The organism is Cytobacillus firmus (assembly GCF_023612095.1).
Taxonomy (GTDB): domain Bacteria; phylum Bacillota; class Bacilli; order Bacillales; family Cytobacillaceae; genus Cytobacillus.
In genome coordinates, this window is the sequence record NZ_CP086235.1 from 2282059 (window position 1) to 2308165 (window position 26107).

The following is a 26107-nucleotide window of genomic DNA, read 5'->3' on the forward strand; positions in this document are numbered from 1 at the left end:
CTCTATTTAGAGAATATGATTCGAACTACATACAAGATCAAGGTCGCTATTGTAAAAATGCAAAATGAAGGTAAATAAAATTTGCCCAACAGGTCTAGAAAAGCCATGTCACTAATCGGCAACAAAATAGCAACAAGCATAGCGATTGTGCCTAATAACATTGGAAACCATCTGCGCTTTTTTAAATTCCATAATTCTCCCAAGAGAAAGATAGAGAGACACACACGAATGAATGTACCTGATAGCCATTGGTAAATCGAAAAAAAATCGACATGCTCCACATATTCTCCCATCCTAACTATTCTCCATTGAGCGTAAGGGGGGTAACGCTGGTTAGCTGCTTCATCAGGGCCAAATATCGTAATCGAGCCAATCAATGGTCCTAATGTAAGTCCTGTAAGGATGAGGCACAGCAGCATCAAGCTTCCGAATCCTGGTTTCTTTGATAAATTGTGCTGAAGCAGCAACATCAATAAAAACAACTCCATCAATCCTCCGGCAACATAAGGAACACCTTTCCATAATGGAGCAACTCCGTTTTCCAACAAAGGAAAAAGTAAGGTATATTCTTTAAACTGAATATTTACAAACGACACAAGGAAACCAAAAATAACCACAAAAGGCAACAATATCCCGCTCACAATCGCAATCGTGCTGAGCCCTTGACAAGTGACAAAGAAGCAAGCAACAAGTGTGGTTCCCGCGAGAAAAAGCATTGGAGTTTGAGGCAAGTATGCTGCAGTAGTCCATGTTAGAGTATCTTTTAAGGTAATAAAGCCAATGACCCATACAAACAAACTATAGATAATAACTAAAAGTGCAGATACAAACTTTCCAAAGTGGTGCTCTAGCCACTTCTTAAAGTGTTGATTCTTCATATATTTTAATATGTAGTTCAAACAACCGATCCATATAGGGGAAGCGACAAAAACAAGAAGCACTACTAGCCAAGAATCTCGCCCTGATGCTCCTAGCAGTAATGGGATAATAATAACGTGGTTCATCAATCCAACAGAAAGAATAATCATCATGTATGCCTGAATAGGAGATATCTTAGTCAAAAATTCACCTCATTTCCAAACAATGGGAACGTATTATCATGTGCTATAGTTCCCTCAACAACTTCGTTCTATTCATTGCCCCCAAACACTTCTCAATATACTGGAAACACCTGATTCAAAACGGCTTGAAATTGCAGTTTTGTTTACACATAAATCCCTTAATGGTTTTACTTTAAAAAGAACCGGAATTAATAACAAAGAAAACTCGCCCAGTTTTGGGGCGAGTTTTGCTTTTTTATTTGCCATTTAGATGTCAAAAGAACTGTCTCTTAGTCCATATTTTTAGAAAAGCACCTCAAAACGGAACCCATTAACAGTGGGTCCATGACTCTTTTTCAATTTTGCAATGCTTTATTTTCAGGCTGAAACCGATGTGTTCACTTTCTTCAAAGTGTCAGATTCTTTCTTCCCATGAAGGAAATAATATAAAATCGCTGATAATAAAACAAAGATTGCCATCATTCCATAGAGCTTGCCATAGCCTGTAACCGGAATAATGAATCCAAGCAAATAGGGGCCAAATCCCAGTCCTGCGTCAAGGAAGATAAAGAATGTAGACGTCGCCAACCCCATCCGATGAGCGGGTGTCAGCTTGACGGCCACTGCCTGGGTGCACGACTGCATATTTCCAAAGCCTAGCCCAATCAGCGCTCCAGCTAAAAGCAGGGTGAAGCTGCTGCTTGCTGTGCTGAGGACAAACATGCCTGCCGCAAATAAGATAAAAGCGGGGTACATGACATAATTGGCTCCTTTAAGATCCATCAGCCGCCCGGTAAATGGGCGTGAAACCAGGACAGCGGCAGAGTAGATGAGAAAGAAAAAGCTCGCAGCCTCCACTAAGTCGACTTCTTTCGCATAAAAATTGATAAAAGAAAGGACGCCTGAATAACCGAATGCGATTGCCAATGTGATGAATGCAATCGGGACTGCTTTTGGCTCAATAAAGCTGGAAATTTGGAAGCCCTGCTTTTTCACACCAGAGGTTTCTATTGCAGGAACATACAAGAAGAAGGATGTAATCAGAGCAATGATGCCGATGATCAGACAGAAGGCAAAAATCAGCTGGAAAGATACCTTTTGCATCATCAACAAGCCGATAAATGGGCCAACAGCTGTCGCCAGCGTTGTGCTCATGCTGAAATAGCCAATTCCTTCACCTTTACGGGTCGCCGGTATAATCTGTGCTGCAATGGTTCCAGTCGCCGTACTTGCGACACCTAAAGCAATGCCGTGTATAAACCTGGTGCCAAGCAGGAAAGCAATCCCGATGTTCACGAAATATAAAAGGGTCGTCAGTGTAAATAAGATCAAACCGATAGAAAGTGTTTTCTTACGGCCGATGGTATCAATGGCCCGCCCGATATAAAGCCTGCCAATGAGCGTTCCTATAATAAAGATGCCTGTCACAAGCCCGGCCTGGCTGGTTGTGGCACTATAGTAATCCACTGCAAAGACTGCAATGGTCACCATCAGCAAATAGAAAATCAATGTTAAGAAAAAATTAACGGAGGAAACAATAATAAAATCCTTTGTCCAAAGCTTGGAATTCAATTTATAACTCTCCCTGCAGTAAATTTTTGCGGATTAAGCTCATCAGACGAATCCCTTCCAGCTGTTCCTCCTCTGAAACCCCTCTTAGAATTTCCTGTTCGAATTCATCGATTGTGGCCCGGATTTCCTGATAAACCTTCCTGCCGGATTCAGTCAGCTGCATTCTTTTTTCCCGTTTGTCTTTAGTCGGAACAGGTTCTAAGTAGCCCATTTCCTCCAATTTTGCAATCGTCCTTGTCACCGTTGGTTTTTCAACGCCAAGGTAATGGGAAAGCTCCACCAATGTAACGGAACCATCATTATTCAAGTAATACAGGATGGACCATTGAGCCCGGTATAATTGATGCTTGCTTAACTCAGTATTCAGCCTATTTTCAAATGGGCGATACAATAGCACAAGCTGATGAAAAAAACGCTGGAATGTTTCGATCTTAAAAACCTCCTAAATGGTTACTTTGAGTAATAGTTATCGAGAGTAACTAATTATTTATCCATTATACAGTTCTCATCAGTGATATGTAAATAGGCCAAATCTTTGTTTCCAAAACAGCTTTCCATTCAATAAAAGAAGGCAATTTTGTGACATCGTGTCATATTTAGTTGACGTATGACACGATGTCATATACAATTTAATTGTAAGAATGACACAGTGTCATATAGAGGTGAAAGCATTGTTCAAAATTCATTTGCTTATTTCTAAATTGCAAAAACAGGGGGTAAATGCTGCAATCTGCAAAAAGCCATCCAGTCTTAAGCCACCCAAAAATAAGGATAAAATTCAAAGGAGTCCATATGGCCACAAATACGCCCGAGCAAATTACACTGAGGGAACTAAGGACAGATCTAGTGCGTTTTATGATGTCCTACAAGTTCGCATTGGAAGAAATAAACACGAAATTAAATATCCTTAAAGAAGAATTTCAGTATGTGCATGACTATAATCCAATTGAGCATGTAAAATCACGTATTAAATCTCCAGAAAGTATATTTAAAAAGCTGCAAAGAAAAAAATTGGAGATTTCTTTGGAATCCATTAAGCAGAATATTAGAGATATTGCGGGCGTCCGCATTACATGTTCCTTTGTATCCGATATCTATAAAATCAAAGCCATGCTTGAAAACCAGAAAGATATAACCGTGCTCGAATGCAAGGATTATATTCAGCATCCCAAGCCAAATGGCTACCAAAGCCTTCATCTAATTGTCCAGATCCCCATTTTTATGTCTGACAGGGAAGAGCTGGTTCCTGTCGAGATTCAAATACGGACGATTGCGATGGATTTCTGGGCGAGCCTCGAGCACAAGATTTACTACAAGTACAATAAAGAAATTCCGCAAAGAATAGTGAAAGAACTGAAAGAGGCAGCTGACACAGCTTCCCGCCTCGATCGGAAAATGGAGAATCTCCATGATGAAATGATTGCTTTAAAACGGCTGGATGATAATGAAGCCATGACTTTTTCGCCCGAAAGCCTGCAATTTCTACTGGGCCATAAAGGGATTAAAACTTAAAGGAGACGAAATAAATGCAAGTGTGGACAGATATGCCGAATTTCGTAAAAAGAGAGCTTGAGCAGCTTGAAGAAATAGTATCTCCCATCATGAAAAAAGCTTCCAGATATATTTTTTGGTCTACACCTTTGATTATTCTGTCACTAATCAATCTCATGACCTTGTTTTTCACCGTTCAGGATGAGAAAACATCGCCGGCAGCCATTTTGATTTACGCTATTATTGGTGCGCTCGGTTTCGCACTTTCGAAAGAAGGGAAGCATAAGCAGCTGGAGATTCAAAAACTGAGCTTACAGTACATGAAAGAACGGATTTCTAAAAGCCAATGGGCTTCTGACCCTATTAAAGCGAGATATCAAGCATTGATCAATGAGAACCCCAGAAAGGCTGTCCCTTATTTTATCCAATTCTTAAAGGAGGAAAAAAGAGACTGGCAATAAGGAGGAACAAAGTTTGCCGAAAATTACTTTTTTCAATTTGCCTGAAGACAAACGGGAAAACTTAGTCCATGCGGCCAAAAAGGAATTTGCCCGCGTGCCGCTTTACCAGGCATCCATATCCAATATCATAAAAGATGCCAAAATCCCGCGTGGCAGCTTCTATCAGTATTTTGATGACAAAGAAGATGCGTTTTTCTACTTATTAAATAGCCATGTGTCTGCTTATAAGAAGTACTTCCTTGAAACGCTGCAAAAAAATAATGGTGATCTTTTTGATGCGATGACCGATTTTTATACAGCCATCATTACAGAAGAAAAAGAAAACCTGCAGTTTTTGAGGAATTTGTTTCTTAATATGACGCACCGGATCGAAAATGTTATGGCAAGAAGCTTCGGAGAAAATGACCTGAATGAGAATTTTAAGAAGATCAGCAATCTGATTAATAAGGAACGGCTGAATATTCAGGACGAGCAGGAGTTATTTCATATGATGCAGATTCTTTCCTCTGTCACGTTTCATAATATCGTTAAAAAATTTGCGGGGGAGCTGCCATTCGACGAGGCTGTCCATAATTACAAAACAGAAATCTATTTACTGAAAAAAGGGTTCGTATCAGAATAATTTTCAGAAAGCCTGTCTCTAAAAGGATTAGAGACAGGCTTTTTTGGGAAGGTAAAAAATAGCATGGAGCTTATTCCTTAAAAGGGGAGTAAACAAAACAATATTCAGGGGAAGGGGTTATTTATGGCGAACAAGAACAGATGGCTGATTGCCCTTTCAGCCGTCGCCATTCATTTATCAATTGGTTCGGTCTATGCATACAGCGTTTATCAAAATCCATTGAAAGAAACGCTAGGCTGGGAAAAAACCGACGTCTCACTGGCATTTACCATTGCCATATTTATTCTGGGGATTGCGGCAGCCTTTTTTGGCCGGTTTGTAGAAAAGCGGGGGCCAAGAGTGTCAGCCATGATTGCTGCTGTCTTCTTTGGAATTGGGATTATTGGATCCGGGTTTGCCATTCAATTGGAGAACTATATCCTATTCCTTATTTTCTTCGGTGTCATTGGGGGATTGGGTCTCGGCTTCGGCTATATTGCACCTGTCTCCACATTGGTAAAATGGTTTCCTGACAGAAGGGGACTTGCCACCGGGATGGCAGTTATGGGCTTCGGTGCAGGGGCTCTCATTACAAGCCCAATTGCCAGCAGATTAATGATTGCCACATCGATTCCGACAACCTTCTATATCCTTGGAATCAGTTATTTTGTACTGATGATTTTGGGAGCACTTTACATCGCTAAACCGCCAGAAGGATGGGCACCTGAAGGAATGGAAGAGAACAGGGAAGAGCGGCCGGTAAAAGCGGACCTGGCACAGCTGACTGCAAATGAAGCAATTAAGACGAAGCGTTTCTGGCTGCTTTGGTTTATGATGTTCATCAATATTTCTGCAGGCATCATGATCCTCTCCGTTGCCGCACCAATGGCACAGGAAATCACTGGAGCCAGCGCCATCACCGCAGCAAGCATCGTTGGCATAATGGGTCTCTTTAATGGAGGCGGAAGAATTGGCTGGGCATCTGCATCCGATTATCTTGGAAGAGGAAATACATATATGACCTTCTTCCTGATACAGGTGGCAGCATTCTTCATTCTTCCATTCATCACAAACTCGTTTATCTTTTCTGTTTTCCTCTATATCATTGTTTCATGCTATGGGGGAGGATTTGCATCGCTTCCGGCCTTTATCGGAGACCTGTTTGGAACTAAACAGCTTGGTGCCATTCATGGTTATCTGCTTACATCGTGGTCCATTGCAGGTGTGGTCGGACCGATGCTTGTCTCGAGCATCTATGAAAATACGCAAAGCTATACGATTACCTTCTATGTATTTGGCACCATGCTTGCCATCGGTTTCATTGTTTCTCTGCTCATGAAGCGTGACATTAAGGAAATCCGTACTGTTAAGAAGCAAAAAAGAGCAAGCGGTCAGCTTTCACTATAATTGGAGGAAAGGCTCAAAAAAGAGAGAGCGCGGAGAAAACGATGGCTTAGAGCGCTCACTCCCTTGCTCAACCAAATAAAATACCTGAGCAAGCCCATTGAAAAATCCGCCGGCATCCGTTAATATATAAATACAAGCTGCATTGTTCGTAATCATAATAAAGTTTTAACCTTTAAGCTGTAATAGGGAGTTTTACATTGAAACGGGAATGACAGGCCTCCGTCTATATGACAAGGAGGACAGGCAGGAATGTTTCTGCGAACACCCACTTTGAGGAGTGGTGGTTTAAAACTTTCTTATCATTATTTACGGCAATGGCGGCTGTACATACTGTAATCAAGCCAGTTCCTGATGGGAGCTGGTTTTTTTACGTTTAGAAACTGAAATTCTGGTTAAACCAAGATAAAGTGAAACTTCAATCAGTGGGGGTTTTCCTTATCCCCACTGATTGTTAGTTGAACCAATCGGGCCTTTACGGGCAGTTTGACCCCAACTTATCCTCTTTAAATTCCTCTGAGTCTTGAAGTGGGGGTCTTACTGCCCGTTAGACTGCGATAAACGACATATGAACAGGAGTTGGAATAAATGAAGGAAGTTACGGAAAAGAGATATTGCGAAGTCTGCGGAAAAGAAACGGTCCATATCGCCAGGGAGGATGCGCTGGAAATCGAGTACATCTGCAAGGAATGCAATCATGAGGAAGACATTATTAAATCCTTTTTCTAGGACCCCGGGTAATATTGACACCAGCAATATGCCGTGATAAAGTAAAATTATCTCGAATTAAAGATATTTTATTTTAAGATAGATAACAAAGGGGAGGAAGTACACTTGAATCAATTAAAAGGTATTCACCATGTTACAGCCATCACCAGTAGTGCGGAAAAAAATTATGAGTTTTTCACATATACATTAGGCATGCGTTTAGTAAAGAAGACCGTCAATCAGGATGACATTCAAACCTATCACTTATTTTTTGCAGATGATACAGGAAGTCCGGGAACGGATATGACATTTTTTGATTTTCCCGGTATTCCGAAGGGCTCTCACGGAACAGATGAAATATCGAAAACGTCATTCCGGGTTCCGACAGATGAAGCGCTCGATTATTGGGTAAAGCGATTTGACCGCTTAGAGGTTCCACATTCCGGCATTCAGGAGCAGTTCGGCAAGAAAACTCTGTCATTCACAGATTTCGATGATCAAAAATACCAATTGATCTCGGATAAAGCCAATAAAGGAGTACCATCCGGAACACCATGGCAGAAAGGGCCAATCCCGCTGGAGTACGCGATCACCGGTCTGGGGCCGCTTTTTGTAAGGGTTGCTCAATTTGATTATTTTAAAGAAATGATGGAAAAAGTGCTGCACTTTAAGGAAATCGCTCAAGAAGGAGATTTCCATTTGTTTGAAGTTGGTGAAGGCGGAAATGGGGCACAGGTGGTTGTGGAATTTAATCCATCTCTTCCGCAGGCGCGCCAGGGCTACGGAACCGTTCATCATGCTGCATTCCGCGTCGAAGATAAATCGGTTCTCGAGGAATGGGATCAGCATTTGAGAGGCTTTGGTTTCCAGACTTCAGGTTTTGTCGACCGCTTCTTCTTCGGTTCTTTATATTCCCGTGTTGCTCCGCAGATTTTATTTGAATTCGCAACGGATGGACCTGGTTTCATGGGTGACGAGCCTTATGAAACACTTGGGGAAAAGCTGTCACTGCCTCCATTCCTTGAGCCGAAAAGGGAGCAAATCGAAAGCTTTGTCCGTCCAATTGATACAGTAAGAAGCACGAAGGATTTTGTGAAAGAATAACAAGGCCAAAGGCATCTGTCAGTCCACTGCTTTAACGCAGTGGAGGACAGCTGCCTTTTTTTAGGGTATAATGGTGGGTATTCACTAAAAAAGTAGGAGCAGAGAGCAGTGGAGAAACATAACAGCAAATACAGGTGGCTTGTCTTTGGCGCGGTTTTATTTGCATACTTTTTGATCGTGAGCCAAAGGACAGCCCCTGGTTTAATTACAGATCAATTAATGAAGGAATTCGGCGTGACAGCTGCGGCAATTGGGCTTCTGACGAGCATCCAATTTTTTGCCTATGCCAGCCTGCAGGTTCCCATTGGAATATTATCCGACCGTTTCGGCCCTAATGTATTTTTAATCGCCGGAACACTTCTGAATGGAATAGGGACGCTATTATTTAGCTTCGCCGCGAATGAATACATTCTTTTTGCAGCAAGAATGCTGGTTGGAATAGGTGATGCAACGATCTGGATTAATGTTGTCATCATTTTAGGCAGATGGTTTAAGGTAAATGAATTCGTGAAGCTGCTAGGCTTTGCGGGCATGTCCGGCAGCTTTGGATTTTTGCTCGCGACTGTCCCATTTTCCATTTGGATTTCCATATGGGGCTGGCGCATCCCGTTTTTGGCCGTAGGCATTATTTTGACTCTTCTTGCCGTATTGCTGTATATCATTTTAATCTGGCAGCCTTCGCGATTGGGCATAGAGCCTAAAAAAACGAAAGGTAAGAAAGAGCCAAAAGAAAAAACAGCAAGCATATTAAAAAGAATTTTTTCTGACCGCCAGGCATGGGCCACGTTCTTCTGTCATTTCGGCCTGGTCGGCACTTATGTAGGTTTCATCGGCTCGTGGGCTGTTCCGTATGGCATGGATATGTATGATCTGAGCCGTAAGGATTCCAGCCAGCTTGTCATGATCGGATTGTTTGGTGCCATCATTGGTGCTCCGTTAATGAGTTTTATATCAGGCCGGATGGGCAGCATCAAACGTCCTTACCTTTTTGCCCACTCCATCGCCGTCCTTGGATGGGCAACTTTTCTGTTATTTCAGGGTAAGCCTCCATATCCGCTCCTGATTGTCCTTTTCCTGATCATGGGCTATGGAAATGGAGCAAGTACGCTGACGTTCGCTATTGTCAGAAAATCATTTGACATTCGGGACGTAGGTGTCGTTTCAGGATTTGCCAACACCGGCGGATTTCTGAGCGCAGTTCTGCTGCCATTTATCTTCGGAAAGGTTTTAGATACATTTGAAGCAGGCTACCAGTATGGATTTATTATACCGGTCATCTTTTCATTGATGGGACTGATGGGCGCTGGGTTAATAAAGGAAAAAGTACGCGCACGGGCTGTAAATGAATAAGGAGGCTGACACCTTGAGTCAGCCTCCTTATTCTTTATTTCATAAACGGTTTCATATTTGATTTCTTAGGATCAATGGTGAAACGGTAAATCGGCAATTCCTGCCCAACTTCCGAAGGAACATAGCCAAAGGTGGTATAACTGTCTACAGATTCAGGCTCAAGCGACAGGGAAAGCAGATTGGATTGAGGCTGAGCGGTCAGAAATACATAAGTTCCTTTCGGGAAGGTAATGTCCTTCTTAGTCAGCTCTGTTTCAACTTCTGCAAGATCCCTGCCTTCATAACTACCTGAATTTTCCTTAGAGGTAACTGTAAAGGCTTCAGCTGGAAGGCTTACATTTCTCGGAAGCTTAAAGCCTTTTAAACCTTGAGTTTTTAATTTTTCCGCAACATCCTCATGACCAGGTTTAATCAAATAGGCAGTTGGTCTGTCTCTTACCAATGTTGGTTCAGCATCTGTAGCACTTAAGTATTTAACAGGAATATCCTGAACAGTGCCCGTTGCGATGTCTACCATTTCAAGAGTTTCATTCTCCAGTTCTTTGTTTTCGCTGTCAATGATGATTGGGTCGTTGTCATTTGGCAGTAAGCCTTTTTTGATCAGGTTTAGTCTTTCAAATGCTACCAGATTTTTAATTTGTCTTGCATGACTGGCTGTTTGCTTAAGAATGCTCTCATGGGTGGCAATTTGGGCATTCACTCTGCGCTTAAAATCCTCACGTCCAATGCCAATTCCTCTGCTTTCTACAAGAAAGGAGAATGCAGGCTGAAGTCCAAATGCATTCCGGCCAATTCTTGGTTCAGTGGAGCCCTCGATAATTTCAATTTCACCCTGGTCATCCAGGCCGGCAGTATAGTAAATTTCCGCGGATATGCCATTATTCTCAAGCTCTTCCATGGTTGGTCCGACAAATAAACTGTCAGATGCCTGACGGATTTTTTCCGGGATATTGAGGTTTCGACCTGACTGGATCAGAATATCGTGGTACTTCAAAGCGCCCTGTTCTCCAACTTGATTAAATGCGCTGCTGTAAACGGAATATTCATGAGCATCAATCACAACTTCAGGTGAATACTTATTGAATTCCTTATGAATGGCCTGGACCTCAGGTGATTCAAGTTTGATGTGATCGCGGTTACCGTCAAGGCCGTTGGCAAGCTGTCGCTTAAAATCAAAGGAGCCATCAGGATTTACCCTTGGAATCACGATAATATTGATATCATCCAGCAACTCTTTGCCTAAATCACCTGTAAGCCTATTAGCCAGGGCCAGGATGGATTCACCGCTGGCAGGTTCGTTTCCATGGATCTGGCTCTGAACCCATACAATCGGCTTTTTTGATAAATAACCTGATCTGATCTGCTTGTCCTTTGTGAAATAAAGGGCTGGTATGTCACGGCCTTCCTGAGAAGTTCCGATTGTTTTCACAGTGAGGTAAGGACTTTTGGCTTCGAGCTGTTTTATGTAAGACATCATTTCTTCTTGAGAAGTAAATGCTGCTTCACCTTCCCTTGAAAAGGCAGGAGTATTGTCCTTTACCTCAATGGCTGGAAAAAGGTGTCTGATTTGTTCAGGCTGGCTGTATGATTTCCCGTAGTAGGGGGTTTCAGCCTGTACGGCGGGTGCAGCCAGCAAGGCTACAGACAGAATCACCGGAATAGTTCGTTTCTTTATTGATTTTTTCATAGGCTAAGTTCCTCCTCTTCTAATTTCAAATCAATAATAGAGTAAGAGTGTTTTAGGTGTCAAAAAATTTAGAATAGTATAAATTGAGGAGTTTAAAGTTGAATTTCCTTAAAAAGAATTAATTATAGGTGCATAGTTCTAAGATGATTCGGGGAGCGAAATAGAATAATAGGTAACTAGCAAAAATTCCCTATTTTCTTTCTCTATAAAAACAGTGCTTAGGATGTGGCAATGGAATAGCAAAAAAATAAATTTTCTGAAAACAAGTTGATTATTTTTCGATATTGTTTATACTAAACTTGTAACATACCGACCGGTCAGTTAGTGGAGGAGGGACAGGAATTTGGATTTCTCATACTCACCAAAAGTGCAGCATCTCATAAGGAAATTAAATGTGTTTATGGAAGAAAACGTTTATCGAAACGAAGCTTTATATGAACAGCAATTGAATGAACAGGAAAATCGATGGAGTGCTATTCCGCGCATAATGGAGGAGCTGAAACTCAAGGCGAAAGAAGCAGGGTTATGGAATTTATTTTTGCCGGATAGCGACTATGGTGCAGGCCTTACGAACGTAGAGTATGCGCCGCTTTGCGAAATTATGGGGCGCTCGATGATTGCTCCGGAGATCTTCAATTGCAATGCACCTGATACCGGCAACATGGAGGTGCTTGCAAGATACGGCACCGATCGGCAAAAGAATGAATGGTTAAAGCCGCTTTTAGAAGGGGACATCAGATCCTGCTTTTCGATGACAGAGCCGGATGTGGCCTCCGCTGATGCCACAAATATTGAAGCAAGGATTGAAAAACAAGGTTCGGAGTATGTCATCAATGGACGGAAGTGGTGGTCCTCAGGTGCGGGAGATCCGAGGTGCCGGATAGCGATTGTTATGGGAAAAACCGATCCGGACGCAAGCCGTCATGAACAGCAATCGATGATTCTCGTTCCTATGGATACCCCTGGAGTAAAAATAGAGAGGATGCTTCCGGTGTTTGGCTATGATCACGCTCCCCATGGCCATGCTGAAATTACATACGACAATGTCAGAGTCCCTGCTGAAAATATCATTTGGGGTGAAGGGAAAGGGTTCGCCATTGCACAGGGCAGGCTTGGTCCGGGGCGCATCCATCATTGCATGAGGCTGATTGGGGCAGCAGAGCGCGCTCTTGAGGAATTATGTAAGCGTGTACAAAACCGAACTGCTTTTGGCCAAACGCTCGCAAGCCAGGGTGTCATCCGTGAATGGATAGCCGATTCCCGGATTGAAATTGAGCAGGCAAGACTATTAACGCTTAAAGCGGCACATATGATGGATACAGCCGGCAACAAAGTGGCAAAAACCGAGATTGCTATGATCAAGGTTGTGGCGCCTTCTATGGCCCTTAAGGTGATTGATCGGGCAATCCAGGCGTTTGGAGCAGCAGGAGTGAGTGAGGATGTTCCGCTTGCCGCATTGTGGGCAAATGCCAGAACGCTGAGATTGGCAGACGGTCCTGATGAAGTCCACCGGGCACAGATTGCTAAGCTTGAATTGAAAAAATACCAATAGGAGCTGAAAAATCATGAAGGTAATGGAGCTATTTGACCTAACCGGAAAGACTGCACTCATAACCGGCGGAGGGCGAGGGCTGGGTGCCCAGATTGCCGAAGGATTAGCCGAGGCAGGTGCAAATGTCGTGCTTTGTTCAAGAAAGGTGGAGGCATGTCAGGAAACCGCTGACCGCCTTGCAGCACTTGGTGTGAAAACATTAGCCCTTGTCTGTGACATCAGCAAACAGGAGGATGTTCGGAAAGTGGTTGAAGAAACGGTTCAGGAATTTGGAACTATCGATATTCTTGTCAACAACAGCGGTGCTACCTGGGGAGCTCCCGCTGAGGAGATGCCGTTTGAAGCATGGCAAAAAGTCATCAATGTAAATGTGACAGGGACGTTTTTAATGAGTCAGGCTGCAGGCAAGGTCATGATCGGACAGGGATCCGGAAAAATCATTAATATTGCCTCTGTTGCCGGACTTGGAGGCACGGACCCCAGGGTGATGGATACAATCGGCTATAACACCAGCAAAGGGGCTGTCATCACGATGACAAAGGATCTGGCTGTAAAATGGGGCAGGTATGGGATCAATGTGAATGCCATTGCACCAGGTTTTTTCCCTACAAAAATGTCATCGGCGATTATGGAGCAGGGACGTAACCCCATTCTGGATGCAACACCGCTCAGACGCTTCGGCTCTGATGATGATTTGAAAGGCGCCGCATTGTTTCTTGCTTCTAATGCTTCAAATTATGTGACCGGAGACGTCTTAATCGTCGATGGCGGCACACATGCAATGTAAAACGGCAAATTATGATGGAGGGATTTCAAATGAGCGATAAAAAAACCTGGCATGCACACTATCCAGAATCCATTGCAGCTGAAGTAACCATTCCAAGTAAGTCGATGCCTGAGATGCTTCAGGAAGTGACAGCGATGTATCCGCAGAATATGGCACTATCTTTTTATGGACAAAAGATGAATTACGCGGAACTTCAAAAAGCCGTCTATGGATTTGCCGCATCCCTGCAGAAAAATGGTATACAAAAAGGCGACCGTGTTGCCATTATGCTGCCCAATTGCCCGCAATATGTGATTGCTTATTATGGAATACTTGCAGCAGGCGCGATTGTGACTCAAGTAAACCCGATGCTGGTTGAGCGTGAGATCGAGCATATCATGAATGACTCTGGTGCTGAAACTCTTGTCGTTTTTGATGCCCTGTATCCCCGGGTTAAGGGTGTTCAAGGCAGAACGAAGGTTAGAAATATAGTCATTGTCAGTCTGCAGCCAACAGAAGCCGATTTTTCACCTGACAAAACATTCGAAGGCTTTTTACAGGAAGGCAGAGGACAATATACCCCTGTCAACATTGAGCCCCAGCAGGATATTGCCGTCCTCCAGTATACAGGCGGTACAACCGGACGGTCAAAAGGAGCCATGCTGACACATTCCAATGTTCTCGCAAATGTGGTGCAGTCCTATGAGTTTTTTAAAGAAAGAACGGAAATAGGCGGAGAAAAATTCCTAACCGTCATTCCGCTGTTCCATGTTTTTGGCATGACTGCCTGTATGAACTTTGCCATTTATACGGCCAATGAATCGATTTTATTGCCGCGCTTTGATGTGGAGGAAGTGTTAAATACAATTAAAAATGAGCAGCCATCTGTATTTCCCGGTGTTCCAACTATGTATGTGGCCATCACCAATCATCCGCATGCAGAGGAATTTGGCATTGACAGCATTGAAACCTGCAATAGCGGAAGTGCGCCAATGCCTGTTGAACTTCTGCGCGATTTTGAAAAAAAGACGGGGGCACAAATTCTCGAAGGCTATGGTTTATCAGAAGCTTCCCCGGTAACACACTGCAATCCGCCTTTTTCAGAAAGAAAGCCTGGAAGCGTTGGGATCGGCTTTCCTTCAACTGATTATAAAGTAGTCGATCTGGCAGCAGGTACTGAAGAGGTCCCGAATGGAGAACTGGGTGAGGTCATTATCAAGGGTCCGCAGATTATGAAAGGCTATTGGAATATGCCTGAGGAGACGGCCGTTACATTACGGGATGGGTGGCTCTACACCGGTGATATTGCGAGAATGGACGAAGATGGCTTTCTATACATTGTCGACCGCAAAAAAGATCTGATTATTGCCAGCGGATATAATATTTATCCGCGCGATATTGAGGAAGTGCTCTATGAGCATCCGGCTGTCCAGGAGGCCGTAGTCATTGGCGTCCCGGATCCTTACCGGGGTGAAACAGTTAAAGCTTTCGTCGTGCTGAAAGCCGGTAAAACGGCGACTGAAGAAGAAATCATTTCATACTGCAGGCAGAACCTGGCTGCCTATAAAATTCCATCGGCCGTAGAATTCCGCCAGGAGCTTCCAAAAACCAATGTCGGAAAAATCCTTCGAAGAGCTCTGAGGGATGAAGTCCGGAGTTAATCGTTTTGTGATATAATGCTGTCGATATTTTCTAACAGAAGCGGGGACTGACATTGAAAGAAAAAATTACTGAAAAGAGCATCCGGCTATTTGATCAGAAAGGTTTCAGCGAGACATCGATTCAGGATATCGTCGATAGCCTCAGTGTCACGAAAGGCACCTTTTATTACTATTTCTCGAGTAAAGAACAACTGCTGATGGACATCCATCTTCGCTATATAGATGACATGCTTGCCAATCAGCAGGAAATCCTTCGGGAAGAGTCAAAATCCTGCAAAGACAAACTCCTGTCGATTGTTCAAATGCTGCTGGGCAATATCAAAACCCAGGGAGCGAGCGCAAAAGTCTTTTTCAGGGAAATGCGCAACCTTAGTGAAGCAAGCTTATCGGAAATCATTCCAAAAAGGGACCAATTCAGACTGAATATCGAAAAATTAATAGAAGAAGGCAAGCAGAACGGAGAGTTCCGTGCAAACCTCAACTCTCCGATTATCGCCTTTGGCATCTTAGGCGTCACCAACTGGAGCTATCAGTGGTTCAATCCGGAGGGAAGCATATCCGACCGGGAAGTGGCAGAGATCTTTACGGAAATGATATTAAAGGGGATAGAAATGTAATTAAGAGAGGATGCTCCTCTCTAACCAGTAACATACCAACTGGTCAGTATAAGGAGGCTAAACGATGAATGCAAAAGATGTTAAGCAAATTACCGTTATAGGTGCCGGGCAGATGGGCCACCAGATTGGGATGCTTTGTGCACTGGGAGGCTATGAGACGATTATTCAGGATCTGAGCGAACCCGCATTGCAGGATGCCGAGGCTAAGCTGCAGATGATTATGTCTAAATGGGTTGCCAAGGGAAAGCTTGATGAAGATGCGAAAGCCGCTGCTTTCGGGAGGCTTCGTTTCTCCAGCAGCGTTCAGCAAAGTGTCCAAAGCTCCGACTTAATCATTGAAGCCGTAACCGAAAAGCTTGATGTGAAAAAAGAGGTATTCAGAAAACTGGAAGAGTACGCCCCTCCTCATGCCATTTTTGCAACCAATAGCTCTACAATCGTTAATAGTTTAATAGCCGGTGAAACTGAACGGCCTGAAAAAGTCGTAAACATGCATTTCTTCTTTCCGCCTCTTGTGATGGACTGCGTGGAAGTAGTTATGAGTGAACAGACGTCTGAAGAAACGGCACAAATAGCGATGGAAGTCTGTGAAAAGATTAATAGAACAGCCGTCCTTTTGAAAAAAGAAATTTCCGGCTTCGTCGCAAACCGGATTCTTGGTGCGCTCCAAAAAGAGGCAGTGGCTCTGTATGAACAGGGGATAGCCGACTATAAAGATATCGATATCATTTGCCGGAAAGCCTTGAATCACCCTATCGGCCCATTTGAACTCATGGATTTATCCGGACTGGATGTGGCCTATTATGTAATGGATCAGCGCTATCGGGAGACAGGAGATCCTGCCGATAAACCGTTTGACTGTGTGGCTGAAAAGGTGGAAAAAGGAGAATTAGGCAGAAAGACTGGCAAGGGATGGTACGAATATCAATCCAATAAGGTGAAGAGTTAAGGGGTGTCATCATGCATGAAATGCAGGTAACAGTAAGGTTTTGCGAGACTGATGCTCTTGGCCATATCAACAATACAAGTTATTTTATCGCAGTCTAACGGGCAGTAAGACCCCCACTTCAAGACTCAGAGGAATCAAAGGAGGATAAGTGGGGGTCAAACTGTCCGTAAAGGCCCGATTGGTTCAACTAACAATCAGTGGGGGATAAGGAAAACCCCCACTGATTGAAGTTTCACTTTATTTACCTTGAAGAAGCACGTGTGAAATATTTCGAGACACTTGGCTACAGCATGGATGTGAAAAAATGGAGTTTTATTCTGGCCTCCACTAAGTGCGATTTTCTAAGCCAGGGATATTTTAACCAAATCCTTACGGTCAAGACCTGGGTATCAAGGATTGGCAGCAAAAGCTTTCAGCTCGATCATGAAATTGTCTGCAGCCAGACAGGCACTCATATTGCCAGAGGGAACGCCTTAATCGTCTATTTTGATTTCGCCAAACAGGAAAGTGCTGTTATACCTGATCCTCTTCGGGAAGGTCTAAATCAAAATGTAAGAGAAGCATAAATTAATTTTCCTATAAAAAGGAGGATCACATGCCGAAGCAAATGTACCTGGATACCATTCCCGTTAGAAAAGGAGAGCAATTGAACACCGCTCCATTGGAAAAATTCCTGCGGAGCGAGATTGCTAATCTTCCAAATCAGCCGCTTGAGATTATGCAATTCCATGCTGGGCACTCAAATCTTACCTATCAGCTGAAAATGGGAGAGTGGGAAGCCGTGCTGCGCCGGCCTCCGCTTGGACCTGTCGCACCGAAAGCTCATGACATGGAGAGGGAATTCAGGGTGATTTCTGAGATACATCCCTTTTTCAAAGAAGCACCGAAGCCGCTCCTGTTTACGAATAATAGTGAAATTACAGGTGCACCATTTTTCATTATGGAACGGCGGCATGGAATTGTTTTAGATACCTCTTTCCCTGAAGGCATGGAGCCGGACGAGGGAGTTTGCAGCAGATTATCTCAAATTATGGTTGATAAGCTGGCAGAACTTCATTCCATTGACTATAAAAGGACAGGTCTAGCGGAAATCAGCAATCCTGATGGATTCATGGAAAGGCAGGTGCATGGCTGGATCGGCCGGTATGAGCGGGCAAAGACGGATGAAGTTTCCGAAGCGGATACGCTGAAAAAGTGGCTGACCCATCATATCCCGGTAAGTCCCGATCCTTCCATCATCCATTATGATTACAAGCTGAACAATGCAATGTTCAATGAGGATTTATCAGAAATGACAGGCCTTTTCGATTGGGAGATGGCCACGGCAGGCGATCCGCTTGCAGACCTTGGGGCCGCAATGAGCTATTGGATTCAGGGAGACGATCCCGATCTGCTCAAGTTTGGATTAGGAAAACCCCCGGTAACCGTTCTTAGCGGTTTTTACTCCCGCAGAGAATTTATGGAGGCCTATGCTGGAAAAACAGGCCGTGATCTCAGCAGCATGAACTTTTATTTAACATTTGCCTATTTTAAGCTGGCCGTCATTTGCCAGCAAATCTATTACCGCTACAAGAAAGGCCAAACAGCAGATCCGCGGTTTTCACAATTCAATAGATTCGTTAAAGTGCTCCTGAAACATGCTATACAGGCGGCAGATGAAGAAATTTAAGATGAAGAGATGATGAGGAGAGTGAATCCGTTAATGGAAAAAGTAAATACAGCCAATACTGGTGCAAGCTTTTTGTTCACAAAGCTTGATCCTGAATCACTTTTCACACCCGAGGAATTTACAGATGAGCATATCTTAATCGGAAGAACAGCTAAACAATTTACTGAAAAAATGGTTCACCCTGAAAAGGACCGGATCGAAAACCAGGAATTCGAGCTGGTAACGGATTTACTGAGGAAGGCAGGCGAACTTGGCCTGCTTGCCCATAGCATCCCCGAAAAATACGGCGGTCTTGGCTTCGATAAAATCAGCAAGGGGATCGTCGGAGAAAACATTGCCTCATCAGGCGGTTACGGGGTAGCCCACTCAAACCATACCTGCATTGCAACCCTGCCGATCACTTACTTCGGAACTCCTGAGCAAAAAGAAAAGTACTTGCCGAAGCTTGCCTCAGGGGAGTACATAGGCGCTTACTGTCTGACAGAACCGAACGCAGGGTCTGATGCCCTATCCTCCCAGACTACAGCCGTTTTGAATGAGGATGGGACCCATTACATTTTAAATGGCACGAAAATTTATATTACGAATGCTGTATTTTCAGATACATTCATTGTATATGCCAAAGTGGACAGACGGCATTTTACCGCATTTATTGTCGAACGGGACACACCAGGATTATCCCTTGGCCCGGAAGAAAATAAGATGGGCATCAAAGGATCTTCAACCAGATCGGTCATTTTTGAGGATTGTCCTGTGCCAGCAGAGAATCTGCTTGGGGAAGTTGGCAAAGGGCATATCATTGCTTTGAACGTTTTAAATTTAGGCCGTTTCAACTTAGGTTCAGCCTGCATGGGGGCAGCAAAAACCGGATTGAAGAAAGCCCTCCAGTTTACAGGGGAAAGAAAGCAATTTGGGAAATCGATCGCTGATTTTCCGGCTACCAAGGAAAAAACGGCGAAGATGGCAGCAAGAATTTACGCCGCTGAATCACTTCAATACCGCACCGCAAGCCTGCTGGAGGAATCATTGGGAGACTTATATGATTCATCTGATTTAAAGCTTATTGGAAAAAGAATGAGCGAATATGCCACAGAATGTGCGATCTGTAAGGTGTTTGGCTCGGAAACACTGGACTTTACGGCAGATGAAGCACTCCAGCTTCATGGAGGCGCTGGATTCATCAAGGAATACGGCGTGGAACAAATGTATCGGGATTCCCGCATTAACCGGATTTTTGAGGGAACAAATGAGATTAATAGACTGCTGATTCCTACACACCTTTTCCGTAAAGCGCTTAAGGGTGAAATCGATTTAGCCGCCAGAGTGGAGGAGGCGATTGTTCGCTTGAGCAAACCGGATCCAATCGGCCAGAATATTTTTGAGAAAGAGAGAGCAGCGGTTGATACGATAAGAAACCTGTTCCTGCTGAATGCAGGACTCGCTTATGAAGCATTTGGCGATACCCTTGTTCATGAACAGGAAGCCCTAATGAAGCTTGCGGATCTCGCCATTGCCCTGTATGCAGCAGAATCAGCAGTTTATCGGACATATAAAGCCATTCAGAAAAATGGTGAAGAAAAAGAAGAATTGAAGATTCAGCTGACCAGGACTTTTCTGGAAGGTGAAATATGGGAAGCTGAAAGGCTATCCCGCCAATTAGTGTCCGAATTGGCTTCAGATAAGAAAAAGGATGTGCTGATCGGATTAGTCATCCGGGAATGCAGCAGGTTCAGCTCCTTTGGGAAAGAAAGTGCAAGGAACCGTAGAATAGCTGAGCTTGTTTTTGAAAAAGGCGAATATTGCTGCTAGTAATACAGAGAAGGAGTGTTTGAAAATGAAAGCCATTCAATTCAAAGAATATGGGGGACCTGAAGTCCTTAACGTTATCGAAATGGAGCGGCCGCAGCCGACCGGACGAGAAGTTTTAATCGAAGTGCATGCGATCGGAGTGAACTATGCCGACACCGCAAGAAGAGAAGGGCAATATGTTGTGCCGACACCTCTGCCGTTCATTCCCGGTGCCGAGGTGGCAGGTGTTGTCGCAGCCGCAGGTGAAGAGGCAAGTATTCCGGTTGGCACAAGAGTGGTGACGCTAATTGAATCTGGCGGATATTCAGAGTATGTCACAGCCGATGAAAGGGGTCTGATTCCGCTGCCGGAGGGACTGGATTTCAATCTTGCTGCGGCACTGCCTCTACAAGGACTGAGTGCCTATCATATTTTAAAAACAATGGGCCGGCTTGAACCGGGTGAAAGCGTCCTTGTCCATGCAGCGGCAGGCGGGGTGGGAACAATTGCTGTTCAGCTCGCAAAATTATTCGGGGCCGGGACGGTCATTGCTACAGCCAGCACTGATGAAAAACTTCAGCTTGCAAAAGAAATGGGGGCCGATGTCCTCGTCAACTACACAAATGAAGGCTGGGAACATGAAGTACTCGAAGCAACTGGCGGAAAAGGTGTGAATGTGGCCCTCGAAATGGCAGGCGGGGAAATTTTTAATAAAACCCTGAAAAGCCTTGCCACCTTTGGCCGCCTTGTTATTTACGGCGTGGCAAGCGGGGAGCAGAGCCGATTTTATCCTTCATCCTTAATGGGCCGGAACCAATCGGTCATTGGATTTTTCCTGCCGCAGATTATGAGGAAACCGGAACTGCTGCAGCCGAGCATGAAGGAATTATTAACGTACACAGCCCAAGGAAAGCTGAAGCTGACTATTGGAGAAATTCATCCTCTTGAGGACGCTGCCAAAGTACATGAGCGGATGCAGTCCAGGCAAACAAAAGGGAAGCTAATTCTTGTCGCTGCAAGATAAAGGGAAGCCTGCCATTTCACCAAGTGGCAGGCTCTTTTCTATTAAACTGAGAGGATTATAGGGATTTGTATAGAAAATAAGTATATAGGTGAATTTTTGATGGTGGTGATTACATATGGAAAAAGAAGAGATCAAGAAAAAGGTTCAAAATACCTTCGGAAAAAATGCTGAAAAATATGTGACAAGCAAAATACATGGAGATGCGGCTGAATTATCTCAGCTCGTTCAAACTTTGAATCCGCAGAAGGATTGGGTGGTGCTCGATATCGCAACAGGCGGCGGGCATGTGGCCAAAAGTCTCTCACCATTTGTTTCCCAGGTCTTCGCAGCTGATTTGACAAAAGAAATGCTTGCCAATACGGCACGCCATCTGGAAAGCTATGAAAATATCTGGTATATCGTTGCAGATGCGGAAGCTCTGCCATTTTTGGATGAGATCTTTGATGCTGTCACGTGCCGGATTGCGCCCCATCATTTTCCCCATCCGGAAAAGTTTATCGCCGAAGCTGGCAGGGTTTTAAAGCCGGGGGGATGCTTTTTGTTAGTTGATAATGTATCACCCGATGAAAAAGAGCTCGCAGATTATATGAACACTGTTGAGAAATTGCGGGATGACAGCCATTACCGGTGTTTGTCAACGGCAGAATGGAGAAAGCTGTTTGCTGCTTCGGGACTAAATGAAACGAAGACAAAAAGCAGGAAGAAAACCTTTGAATTCCCGTCCTGGGTAAAGAGGACTGCTGAAAGCGATGAACAGATTAAGGCAGTCGAACAGTATATTCTGCAGGCTGATCAGGCTGCTGCGGATTATTTCCAAATTGAACTTCAAGAAGGCAAGGTACAATCCTTTAAAGTGGATGAATGGATGGTACTTTGCATAAAACAATAGGAGGAAACGATCATGGATTTAAACCTGAAAAATAAAAAAGCGCTTGTGGTGGCTTCAAGTCAGGGCCTCGGAAAAGCCATTGCGGCACAGCTTGCAAAAGAAGGCACCAGGGTAATGATAACAAGCAGGGACGAAGCAAAACTAAAGAGCGTTCAAGATGAATTCCGTGAACAATTTAATGCAGATGTTGAGTATTACCGTGCAGATGTTACGAACCCTGAGGATATAAAAAACCTGATTCAGCATACAGCTGAAACACTTGGGGGAATTGATATTTTAATCAATAATGCCGGAGGGCCTCCCGGGGGAACGTTCGAAAACCTGACAGATGAAGACTGGGAAAAAGCGTTTCAGCTTAATCTATTAAGCCATGTCAGACTGATACGCGAGGCACTCCCTGAATTAAAGAAAAATGGCGGCAGGATCATTAATATAGCATCATCAAGCATTAAGCAGCCGATACCGGGCCTGCTCTTATCCAATACATTCCGCCTTGGAATTGTCGGACTGACCAAAACACTATCAGAGGAATTGGGAGCTCATAATATCTTAATTAATACAGTAGCTCCGGGAAGAATTGCGACCGACCGCGTTGATTATCTCGATCAGCATAACGCGGACCGGCAGAATATTACTAAAGAAGAAGTGGCGGAAAGAGCCAAAAGCAAAATTCCGCTGGGCAGATACGGAACCCCGGAGGAATTTGCGAATGTGGTCACCTTCCTTGCATCTGATGCCAGCAGCTACGTGACCGGAAGCTCTATTTTAGTCGATGGCGGGATGGTGAAAGCTTTATAGGAGGGGGATCTGGCGGAAACTTCAACCCGGTTCGGCTTTGGACACAGAAAGCAGCAAAAGGCGCTCTAGTGTCAGAACCCGGGCCAACTTCGGACACAAGAAGGAAAAAAAGGCGCGCTGGAGTCAGAACCTGGTTCAACTTCTGACAAAAAAAGGAGAAAATGGTCCGCTAGAGTCAGAACCCGAGCCAACTTCTGACACAAAAAGGAGAAAAAGGTGCGCTAGAGTCAGAACCCGGTTCAACTTCTGACACAAAAAGCAGAAAGAGGCGCTCCAAAGTCAGAACCCGGTTCAACTTCTGACACAGAAAGCAGAAAAAGGCGCTCCAGAGTCAGAACCCGGACCAACTTCTGACACAAAACGCAGAAAAAGGCGCTCTAGAGTCAGAACCCGGGCCAACTTCGGACACAAAGTGCGAAAATCACAAGATCAAAGCCCGAACCCAGCTCACCACCTAAAAATCACAGCCAAAATAAAAGACGATTTTCCCCATCACCTTGGGAAAATCGTCTTTCACATTACCCTCTATTTGTCATCAGGATCCAGATATACAATAGAATTGAAATCACAACCGATCCGGCTGCTGTTATATAAATCGTGCTATACCCAAACAAATAAGCGATCTGCCCAAACACGATGGCGCCAATTCCAACCCCCAGATCGAAAAAGGAAAAGAACGTAGCATTGGCCATTCCGCGCCGATTGGCAGGCGCTTCTTTTACAGACCAGGCTTGAAGGGCGGGCTGGACTGATCCAAATCCGAGACCATAAAGAATCGCAGCTATATACATAATCATGCTGCTCGGAAGCCATGCAAGCAGGAACATGGCTGCCAAAATCAGCACCGCCCCTGGTAAAAATACAGCCTGGTGACCTCTTTGATCATATAATCTGCCGGCAAAAGTCCGGGAAAGCATTAAGGCTATAGCAAACAGCAGGAAGTACCAGTGGATCCCGCCTATCCCTTTTTGGGCTGAATAGATAGGAAGAAATGATGCGATTCCCCCAAAGGTGACGGTGATGAAAAATAATAGAAATGAAGGCCTTAAAGCACTCTTTTCATAGATGTCCCAGCGCTTGTGAGGCACACTTTGTTTTTCAGCCTGCTTGTAGTTGATCCTCGATGACAACACCAGTGCGGCTAAACCCAGCAGGGCACAAATTAAGAATAAGAGTTTAAAAGAGATGACTCCGGCGAGCGCCAGTCCGAGGGTGGGGCCGAATGCAAGGGCAATGTTCCCGGAAAGCCCGAAGTAGCCCATTCCTTCACCCCGCCGCTTAGCAGGAATTAAATCAGTGGCAATGGTTCCTGAGGCTGTAGTGGAGAAACCCCAGCCAAATCCCTGGATAATCCTTAAAACAAATAAGAAGATTAAACTATTAATAAAACCAAATGACCCAACTGAGAGCACGAAAATTGCCAGGCCAGTTAAATACACAAAGCGCCTGCCTTTCGTCTCCAGCGTATGCCCTGCATAAGGACGCAATAGCAGAGCCGAAAAGGTAAAGATACCGACCACTATCCCGATCAGCTGGTCATTCCCGCCCAATTTTTCCACAAAAAGAGGGATAGTGGGCAATGTCATTTGAAATCCGAGAAAAATAAAAAAGTTGGACATCAAGATGAGAACAAAATCCCTTGACCATATCTTTTCGGAACCTGCAATCTGTTTTTTTGCTTCTCCTGATAAAGTATCAGCCATATAATTCCTCCCACAATGCTGTAAAATGATTAGGTAATCTAAATATTTTTCTATTATAAAGGAAAACAAATGGAAATTCTATTTTAAGGAGCGGCCAGATGAAGATTAGAGAAAGAGGAGTAACAATTGGAACACTGAGACCTGGAAAAAAGAATTGCATTACAGATATAGATGGAGTCATGGCAGGCCACATCACTCTGGATTATCCTCTGGATGATGACCAATATGTCTGTACGGGCGTAACTGCCGTTTTGCCGCATGGAGGAAATCTTTTTCGTGAAAAAGTTCCGGCAGCCTCCTATGTCATCAATGGCTTTGGTAAAACGACGGGGCTGGTGCAGGTGGAAGAACTGGGTGTGATTGAATCTCCGATTATGCTGACCAATACATTCGGGGTGCCTGCAGTCACACAGGGAACGCTGGAATACCTGCTAAAAACCACACCGGAAATTGGAGACACAACCGGAACCGTAAATATCGTCACAGGGGAATGCAATGACGGATTTTTGAATTCCATCCGAACACTCCCTGTAAAACCTGAACATGCAATAGCAGCCATTCAAAATGCCAAGCCGGGAAAAGTGGAAGAAGGTGCGGTCGGAGCTGGTACAGGCATGGTGTGTTTTGGGTATAAAGGGGGCGTGGGTGCTTCTTCACGGGTAATCACCGTGGAACAAAGCACAAATGAATACAAAATCGGATGTCTGGTGGTCACGAACTTCGGCAATAGCAGCGAATTTCCGTTCATTAAATACGGACTGTCAGAAATTCCGCCGAAAACAAAGGACACGCCTGATGGCTCAATCATGATCATCCTGGCGACAGACGCACCTGTCAGTGACAGACAGCTGAAAAGGCTCGCGAAGAGATGCGGCATAGGCCTCGGACGGGCAGGAAGCCATTTCAGCAACGGCAGCGGCGACATCGTTATCGCTTTTTCCACTGCTAACAAAACTCTTCATGGAAGCAGCAATATGATCGAAACTGCCCATTTTATCAGAGATGATCACCCCATTATGAATCAGCTTTTTCAAGGTGCGGCAGAGGCTGCGGAGGAAGCGATTCTTAATTCGCTGTCACAGGCAAAGACCACTCAAGGACGGAACGGAAGAGTGGTGGAGGGGATGTTTTCCTATTAGTTGTTTAAATTATCTCTTAATCGGGTACATTGTATTTAACAAGCTTAGCAGCTGCTAACAAAATTTCCAGCAAATAATGATTTGAATAATCTGAAAACTTCTGTTACAATAGAAAAAAGGTCAAGGGGTTGATT

At 44.3% G+C, this 26107-nt stretch carries 24 protein-coding genes and 1 other RNA gene; 20 read left to right on the forward strand and 5 right to left on the reverse strand.

Annotated features, from left to right (window positions below; all coding sequences use genetic code 11):
• Nucleotides 1-2: 2 nt before the first annotated feature.
• From LLY41_RS11590 to LLY41_RS11600, 3 genes are all read right to left on the reverse strand, one after another.
• Entirely contained in the window at nt 3-1061 is a 1059-nt protein-coding gene (locus LLY41_RS11590; protein ID WP_159867732.1) for a GerAB/ArcD/ProY family transporter, read from the reverse strand.
• 357 nt (nt 1062-1418) lie between these two features.
• The gene (locus LLY41_RS11595; RefSeq protein ID WP_304585429.1) at nt 1419-2612 is read right to left on the reverse strand and encodes an MFS transporter; all 1194 of its coding nucleotides are present in this window, start codon (nt 2610-2612) and stop codon (nt 1419-1421) included.
• Nucleotide 2613: 1 nt separating this feature from the next.
• Complete coding sequence (locus LLY41_RS11600; protein WP_304585430.1) at nt 2614-3009, reverse strand: MarR family winged helix-turn-helix transcriptional regulator; 396 nt, start codon at nt 3007-3009, stop codon at nt 2614-2616.
• 395 nt (nt 3010-3404) lie between these two features.
• On the opposite strand from LLY41_RS11600, the gene LLY41_RS11605 reads away from it, so the two are divergent.
• The 8 genes from LLY41_RS11605 to LLY41_RS11640 all read left to right on the forward strand — a co-directional run bounded on the left by LLY41_RS11605 (nt 3405) and on the right by LLY41_RS11640 (nt 9731).
• On the forward strand, nt 3405-4124 hold the full coding sequence (locus tag LLY41_RS11605; protein ID WP_304585431.1) for a GTP pyrophosphokinase: 720 nt from the start codon (nt 3405-3407) through the stop codon (nt 4122-4124).
• 14 nt (nt 4125-4138) lie between these two features.
• Entirely contained in the window at nt 4139-4564 is a 426-nt protein-coding gene (locus tag LLY41_RS11610) for a DUF5392 family protein (protein ID WP_304585432.1), read from the forward strand.
• A 13-nt stretch (nt 4565-4577) separates the two neighbouring features.
• Nucleotides 4578-5186 (forward strand): TetR/AcrR family transcriptional regulator, encoded by a 609-nt coding sequence (locus tag LLY41_RS11615; RefSeq protein ID WP_304585433.1) that lies wholly within the window; start codon nt 4578-4580, stop codon nt 5184-5186.
• Between the two features lie 123 nt (nt 5187-5309).
• Nucleotides 5310-6572 carry an L-lactate MFS transporter gene (locus tag LLY41_RS11620; RefSeq protein ID WP_304585434.1) on the forward strand — a complete coding sequence of 421 codons (1263 nt, stop codon included), beginning with the start codon at nt 5310-5312 and terminating at the stop codon, nt 6570-6572.
• A gap of 131 nt (nt 6573-6703) precedes the next feature.
• Nucleotides 6704-6900, forward strand: a non-coding RNA gene (gene ssrS, locus LLY41_RS11625) — 6S RNA.
• A gap of 257 nt (nt 6901-7157) precedes the next feature.
• Nucleotides 7158-7298, forward strand: coding sequence for a hypothetical protein (locus LLY41_RS11630; RefSeq protein ID WP_175609081.1), 141 nt, complete (start codon nt 7158-7160; stop codon nt 7296-7298).
• A gap of 105 nt (nt 7299-7403) precedes the next feature.
• Nucleotides 7404-8381 carry a ring-cleaving dioxygenase gene (locus tag LLY41_RS11635; protein WP_095243013.1) on the forward strand — a complete coding sequence of 326 codons (978 nt, stop codon included), beginning with the start codon at nt 7404-7406 and terminating at the stop codon, nt 8379-8381.
• A gap of 108 nt (nt 8382-8489) precedes the next feature.
• A complete protein-coding gene (locus tag LLY41_RS11640) occupies nt 8490-9731 on the forward strand; it encodes an MFS transporter (RefSeq protein ID WP_095243012.1) in 1242 nt (413 codons plus the stop codon).
• 34 nt (nt 9732-9765) lie between these two features.
• On the opposite strand, the gene LLY41_RS11645 is transcribed toward LLY41_RS11640, so the two are convergent.
• Nucleotides 9766-11418 carry a M14 family metallopeptidase gene (locus LLY41_RS11645; protein ID WP_095243011.1) on the reverse strand — a complete coding sequence of 551 codons (1653 nt, stop codon included), beginning with the start codon at nt 11416-11418 and terminating at the stop codon, nt 9766-9768.
• 343 nt (nt 11419-11761) lie between these two features.
• Here LLY41_RS11645 and LLY41_RS11650 point away from each other — a divergent pair, with 343 nt between their 5' ends.
• The 11 genes from LLY41_RS11650 (at nt 11762) to LLY41_RS11705 (ending at nt 23131) form a co-directional block, all read left to right on the forward strand.
• Nucleotides 11762-12970 carry an acyl-CoA dehydrogenase family protein gene (locus LLY41_RS11650; protein ID WP_304585435.1) on the forward strand — a complete coding sequence of 403 codons (1209 nt, stop codon included), beginning with the start codon at nt 11762-11764 and terminating at the stop codon, nt 12968-12970.
• A 13-nt stretch (nt 12971-12983) separates the two neighbouring features.
• A complete protein-coding gene (locus LLY41_RS11655) occupies nt 12984-13757 on the forward strand; it encodes an SDR family oxidoreductase (protein ID WP_304585436.1) in 774 nt (257 codons plus the stop codon).
• Nucleotides 13758-13786: 29 nt separating this feature from the next.
• Entirely contained in the window at nt 13787-15397 is a 1611-nt protein-coding gene (locus LLY41_RS11660; protein ID WP_304585437.1) for a long-chain-fatty-acid--CoA ligase, read from the forward strand.
• A 53-nt stretch (nt 15398-15450) separates the two neighbouring features.
• The gene (locus LLY41_RS11665; RefSeq protein ID WP_095243007.1) at nt 15451-16014 is read left to right on the forward strand and encodes a TetR/AcrR family transcriptional regulator; all 564 of its coding nucleotides are present in this window, start codon (nt 15451-15453) and stop codon (nt 16012-16014) included.
• 64 nt (nt 16015-16078) lie between these two features.
• Nucleotides 16079-16963 carry a 3-hydroxyacyl-CoA dehydrogenase family protein gene (locus LLY41_RS11670; protein WP_095243006.1) on the forward strand — a complete coding sequence of 295 codons (885 nt, stop codon included), beginning with the start codon at nt 16079-16081 and terminating at the stop codon, nt 16961-16963.
• Nucleotides 16964-17187: 224 nt separating this feature from the next.
• On the forward strand, nt 17188-17529 hold the full coding sequence (locus LLY41_RS11680; RefSeq protein WP_304585438.1) for an acyl-CoA thioesterase: 342 nt from the start codon (nt 17188-17190) through the stop codon (nt 17527-17529).
• Nucleotides 17530-17558: 29 nt separating this feature from the next.
• On the forward strand, nt 17559-18632 hold the full coding sequence (locus LLY41_RS11685; RefSeq protein ID WP_179288946.1) for a phosphotransferase family protein: 1074 nt from the start codon (nt 17559-17561) through the stop codon (nt 18630-18632).
• A 33-nt stretch (nt 18633-18665) separates the two neighbouring features.
• Entirely contained in the window at nt 18666-20441 is a 1776-nt protein-coding gene (locus LLY41_RS11690) for an acyl-CoA dehydrogenase FadE (protein ID WP_095243001.1), read from the forward strand.
• A 25-nt stretch (nt 20442-20466) separates the two neighbouring features.
• Nucleotides 20467-21444 (forward strand): quinone oxidoreductase family protein, encoded by a 978-nt coding sequence (locus tag LLY41_RS11695; RefSeq protein WP_095243000.1) that lies wholly within the window; start codon nt 20467-20469, stop codon nt 21442-21444.
• A 115-nt stretch (nt 21445-21559) separates the two neighbouring features.
• Nucleotides 21560-22333 (forward strand): class I SAM-dependent methyltransferase, encoded by a 774-nt coding sequence (locus LLY41_RS11700; protein WP_304585439.1) that lies wholly within the window; start codon nt 21560-21562, stop codon nt 22331-22333.
• A 12-nt stretch (nt 22334-22345) separates the two neighbouring features.
• On the forward strand, nt 22346-23131 hold the full coding sequence (locus tag LLY41_RS11705) for an SDR family oxidoreductase (protein ID WP_304585440.1): 786 nt from the start codon (nt 22346-22348) through the stop codon (nt 23129-23131).
• 518 nt (nt 23132-23649) lie between these two features.
• On the opposite strand, the gene LLY41_RS11710 is transcribed toward LLY41_RS11705, so the two are convergent.
• Entirely contained in the window at nt 23650-24834 is a 1185-nt protein-coding gene (locus LLY41_RS11710; protein ID WP_304585441.1) for an MFS transporter, read from the reverse strand.
• A gap of 98 nt (nt 24835-24932) precedes the next feature.
• Between LLY41_RS11710 and LLY41_RS11715 the strand changes: the two genes are divergently transcribed.
• Nucleotides 24933-25973: a DmpA family aminopeptidase gene (locus tag LLY41_RS11715; RefSeq protein WP_304585442.1), complete on the forward strand. Its 1041-nt coding sequence runs from the start codon at nt 24933-24935 to the stop codon at nt 25971-25973.
• The last annotated feature ends 134 nt before the right edge of the window (nt 25974-26107 follow it).

Excerpts from the sequence above, each read along its gene's own strand:
- LLY41_RS11605 (WP_304585431.1), top strand. The coding sequence starts at position 3,405 with ATGGCCACAAATACGCCCGAGCAAATTACACTGAGGGAACTAAGGACA.
- LLY41_RS11610 (WP_304585432.1), top strand. The coding sequence starts at position 4,139 with ATGCAAGTGTGGACAGATATGCCGAATTTCGTAAAAAGAGAGCTTGAG.
- LLY41_RS11620 (WP_304585434.1), top strand. The coding sequence starts at position 5,310 with ATGGCGAACAAGAACAGATGGCTGATTGCCCTTTCAGCCGTCGCCATT.
- LLY41_RS11630 (WP_175609081.1), top strand. The coding sequence starts at position 7,158 with ATGAAGGAAGTTACGGAAAAGAGATATTGCGAAGTCTGCGGAAAAGAA.
- LLY41_RS11645 (WP_095243011.1), bottom strand. The coding sequence starts at position 11,418 with ATGAAAAAATCAATAAAGAAACGAACTATTCCGGTGATTCTGTCTGTA.
- LLY41_RS11655 (WP_304585436.1), top strand. The coding sequence starts at position 12,984 with ATGAAGGTAATGGAGCTATTTGACCTAACCGGAAAGACTGCACTCATA.
- LLY41_RS11660 (WP_304585437.1), top strand. The coding sequence starts at position 13,787 with ATGAGCGATAAAAAAACCTGGCATGCACACTATCCAGAATCCATTGCA.
- LLY41_RS11670 (WP_095243006.1), top strand. The coding sequence starts at position 16,079 with ATGAATGCAAAAGATGTTAAGCAAATTACCGTTATAGGTGCCGGGCAG.
- LLY41_RS11685 (WP_179288946.1), top strand. The coding sequence starts at position 17,559 with ATGCCGAAGCAAATGTACCTGGATACCATTCCCGTTAGAAAAGGAGAG.
- LLY41_RS11690 (WP_095243001.1), top strand. The coding sequence starts at position 18,666 with ATGGAAAAAGTAAATACAGCCAATACTGGTGCAAGCTTTTTGTTCACA.
- LLY41_RS11695 (WP_095243000.1), top strand. The coding sequence starts at position 20,467 with ATGAAAGCCATTCAATTCAAAGAATATGGGGGACCTGAAGTCCTTAAC.
- LLY41_RS11700 (WP_304585439.1), top strand. The coding sequence starts at position 21,560 with ATGGAAAAAGAAGAGATCAAGAAAAAGGTTCAAAATACCTTCGGAAAA.
- LLY41_RS11705 (WP_304585440.1), top strand. The coding sequence starts at position 22,346 with ATGGATTTAAACCTGAAAAATAAAAAAGCGCTTGTGGTGGCTTCAAGT.
- LLY41_RS11710 (WP_304585441.1), bottom strand. The coding sequence starts at position 24,834 with ATGGCTGATACTTTATCAGGAGAAGCAAAAAAACAGATTGCAGGTTCC.
- LLY41_RS11715 (WP_304585442.1), top strand. The coding sequence starts at position 24,933 with ATGAAGATTAGAGAAAGAGGAGTAACAATTGGAACACTGAGACCTGGA.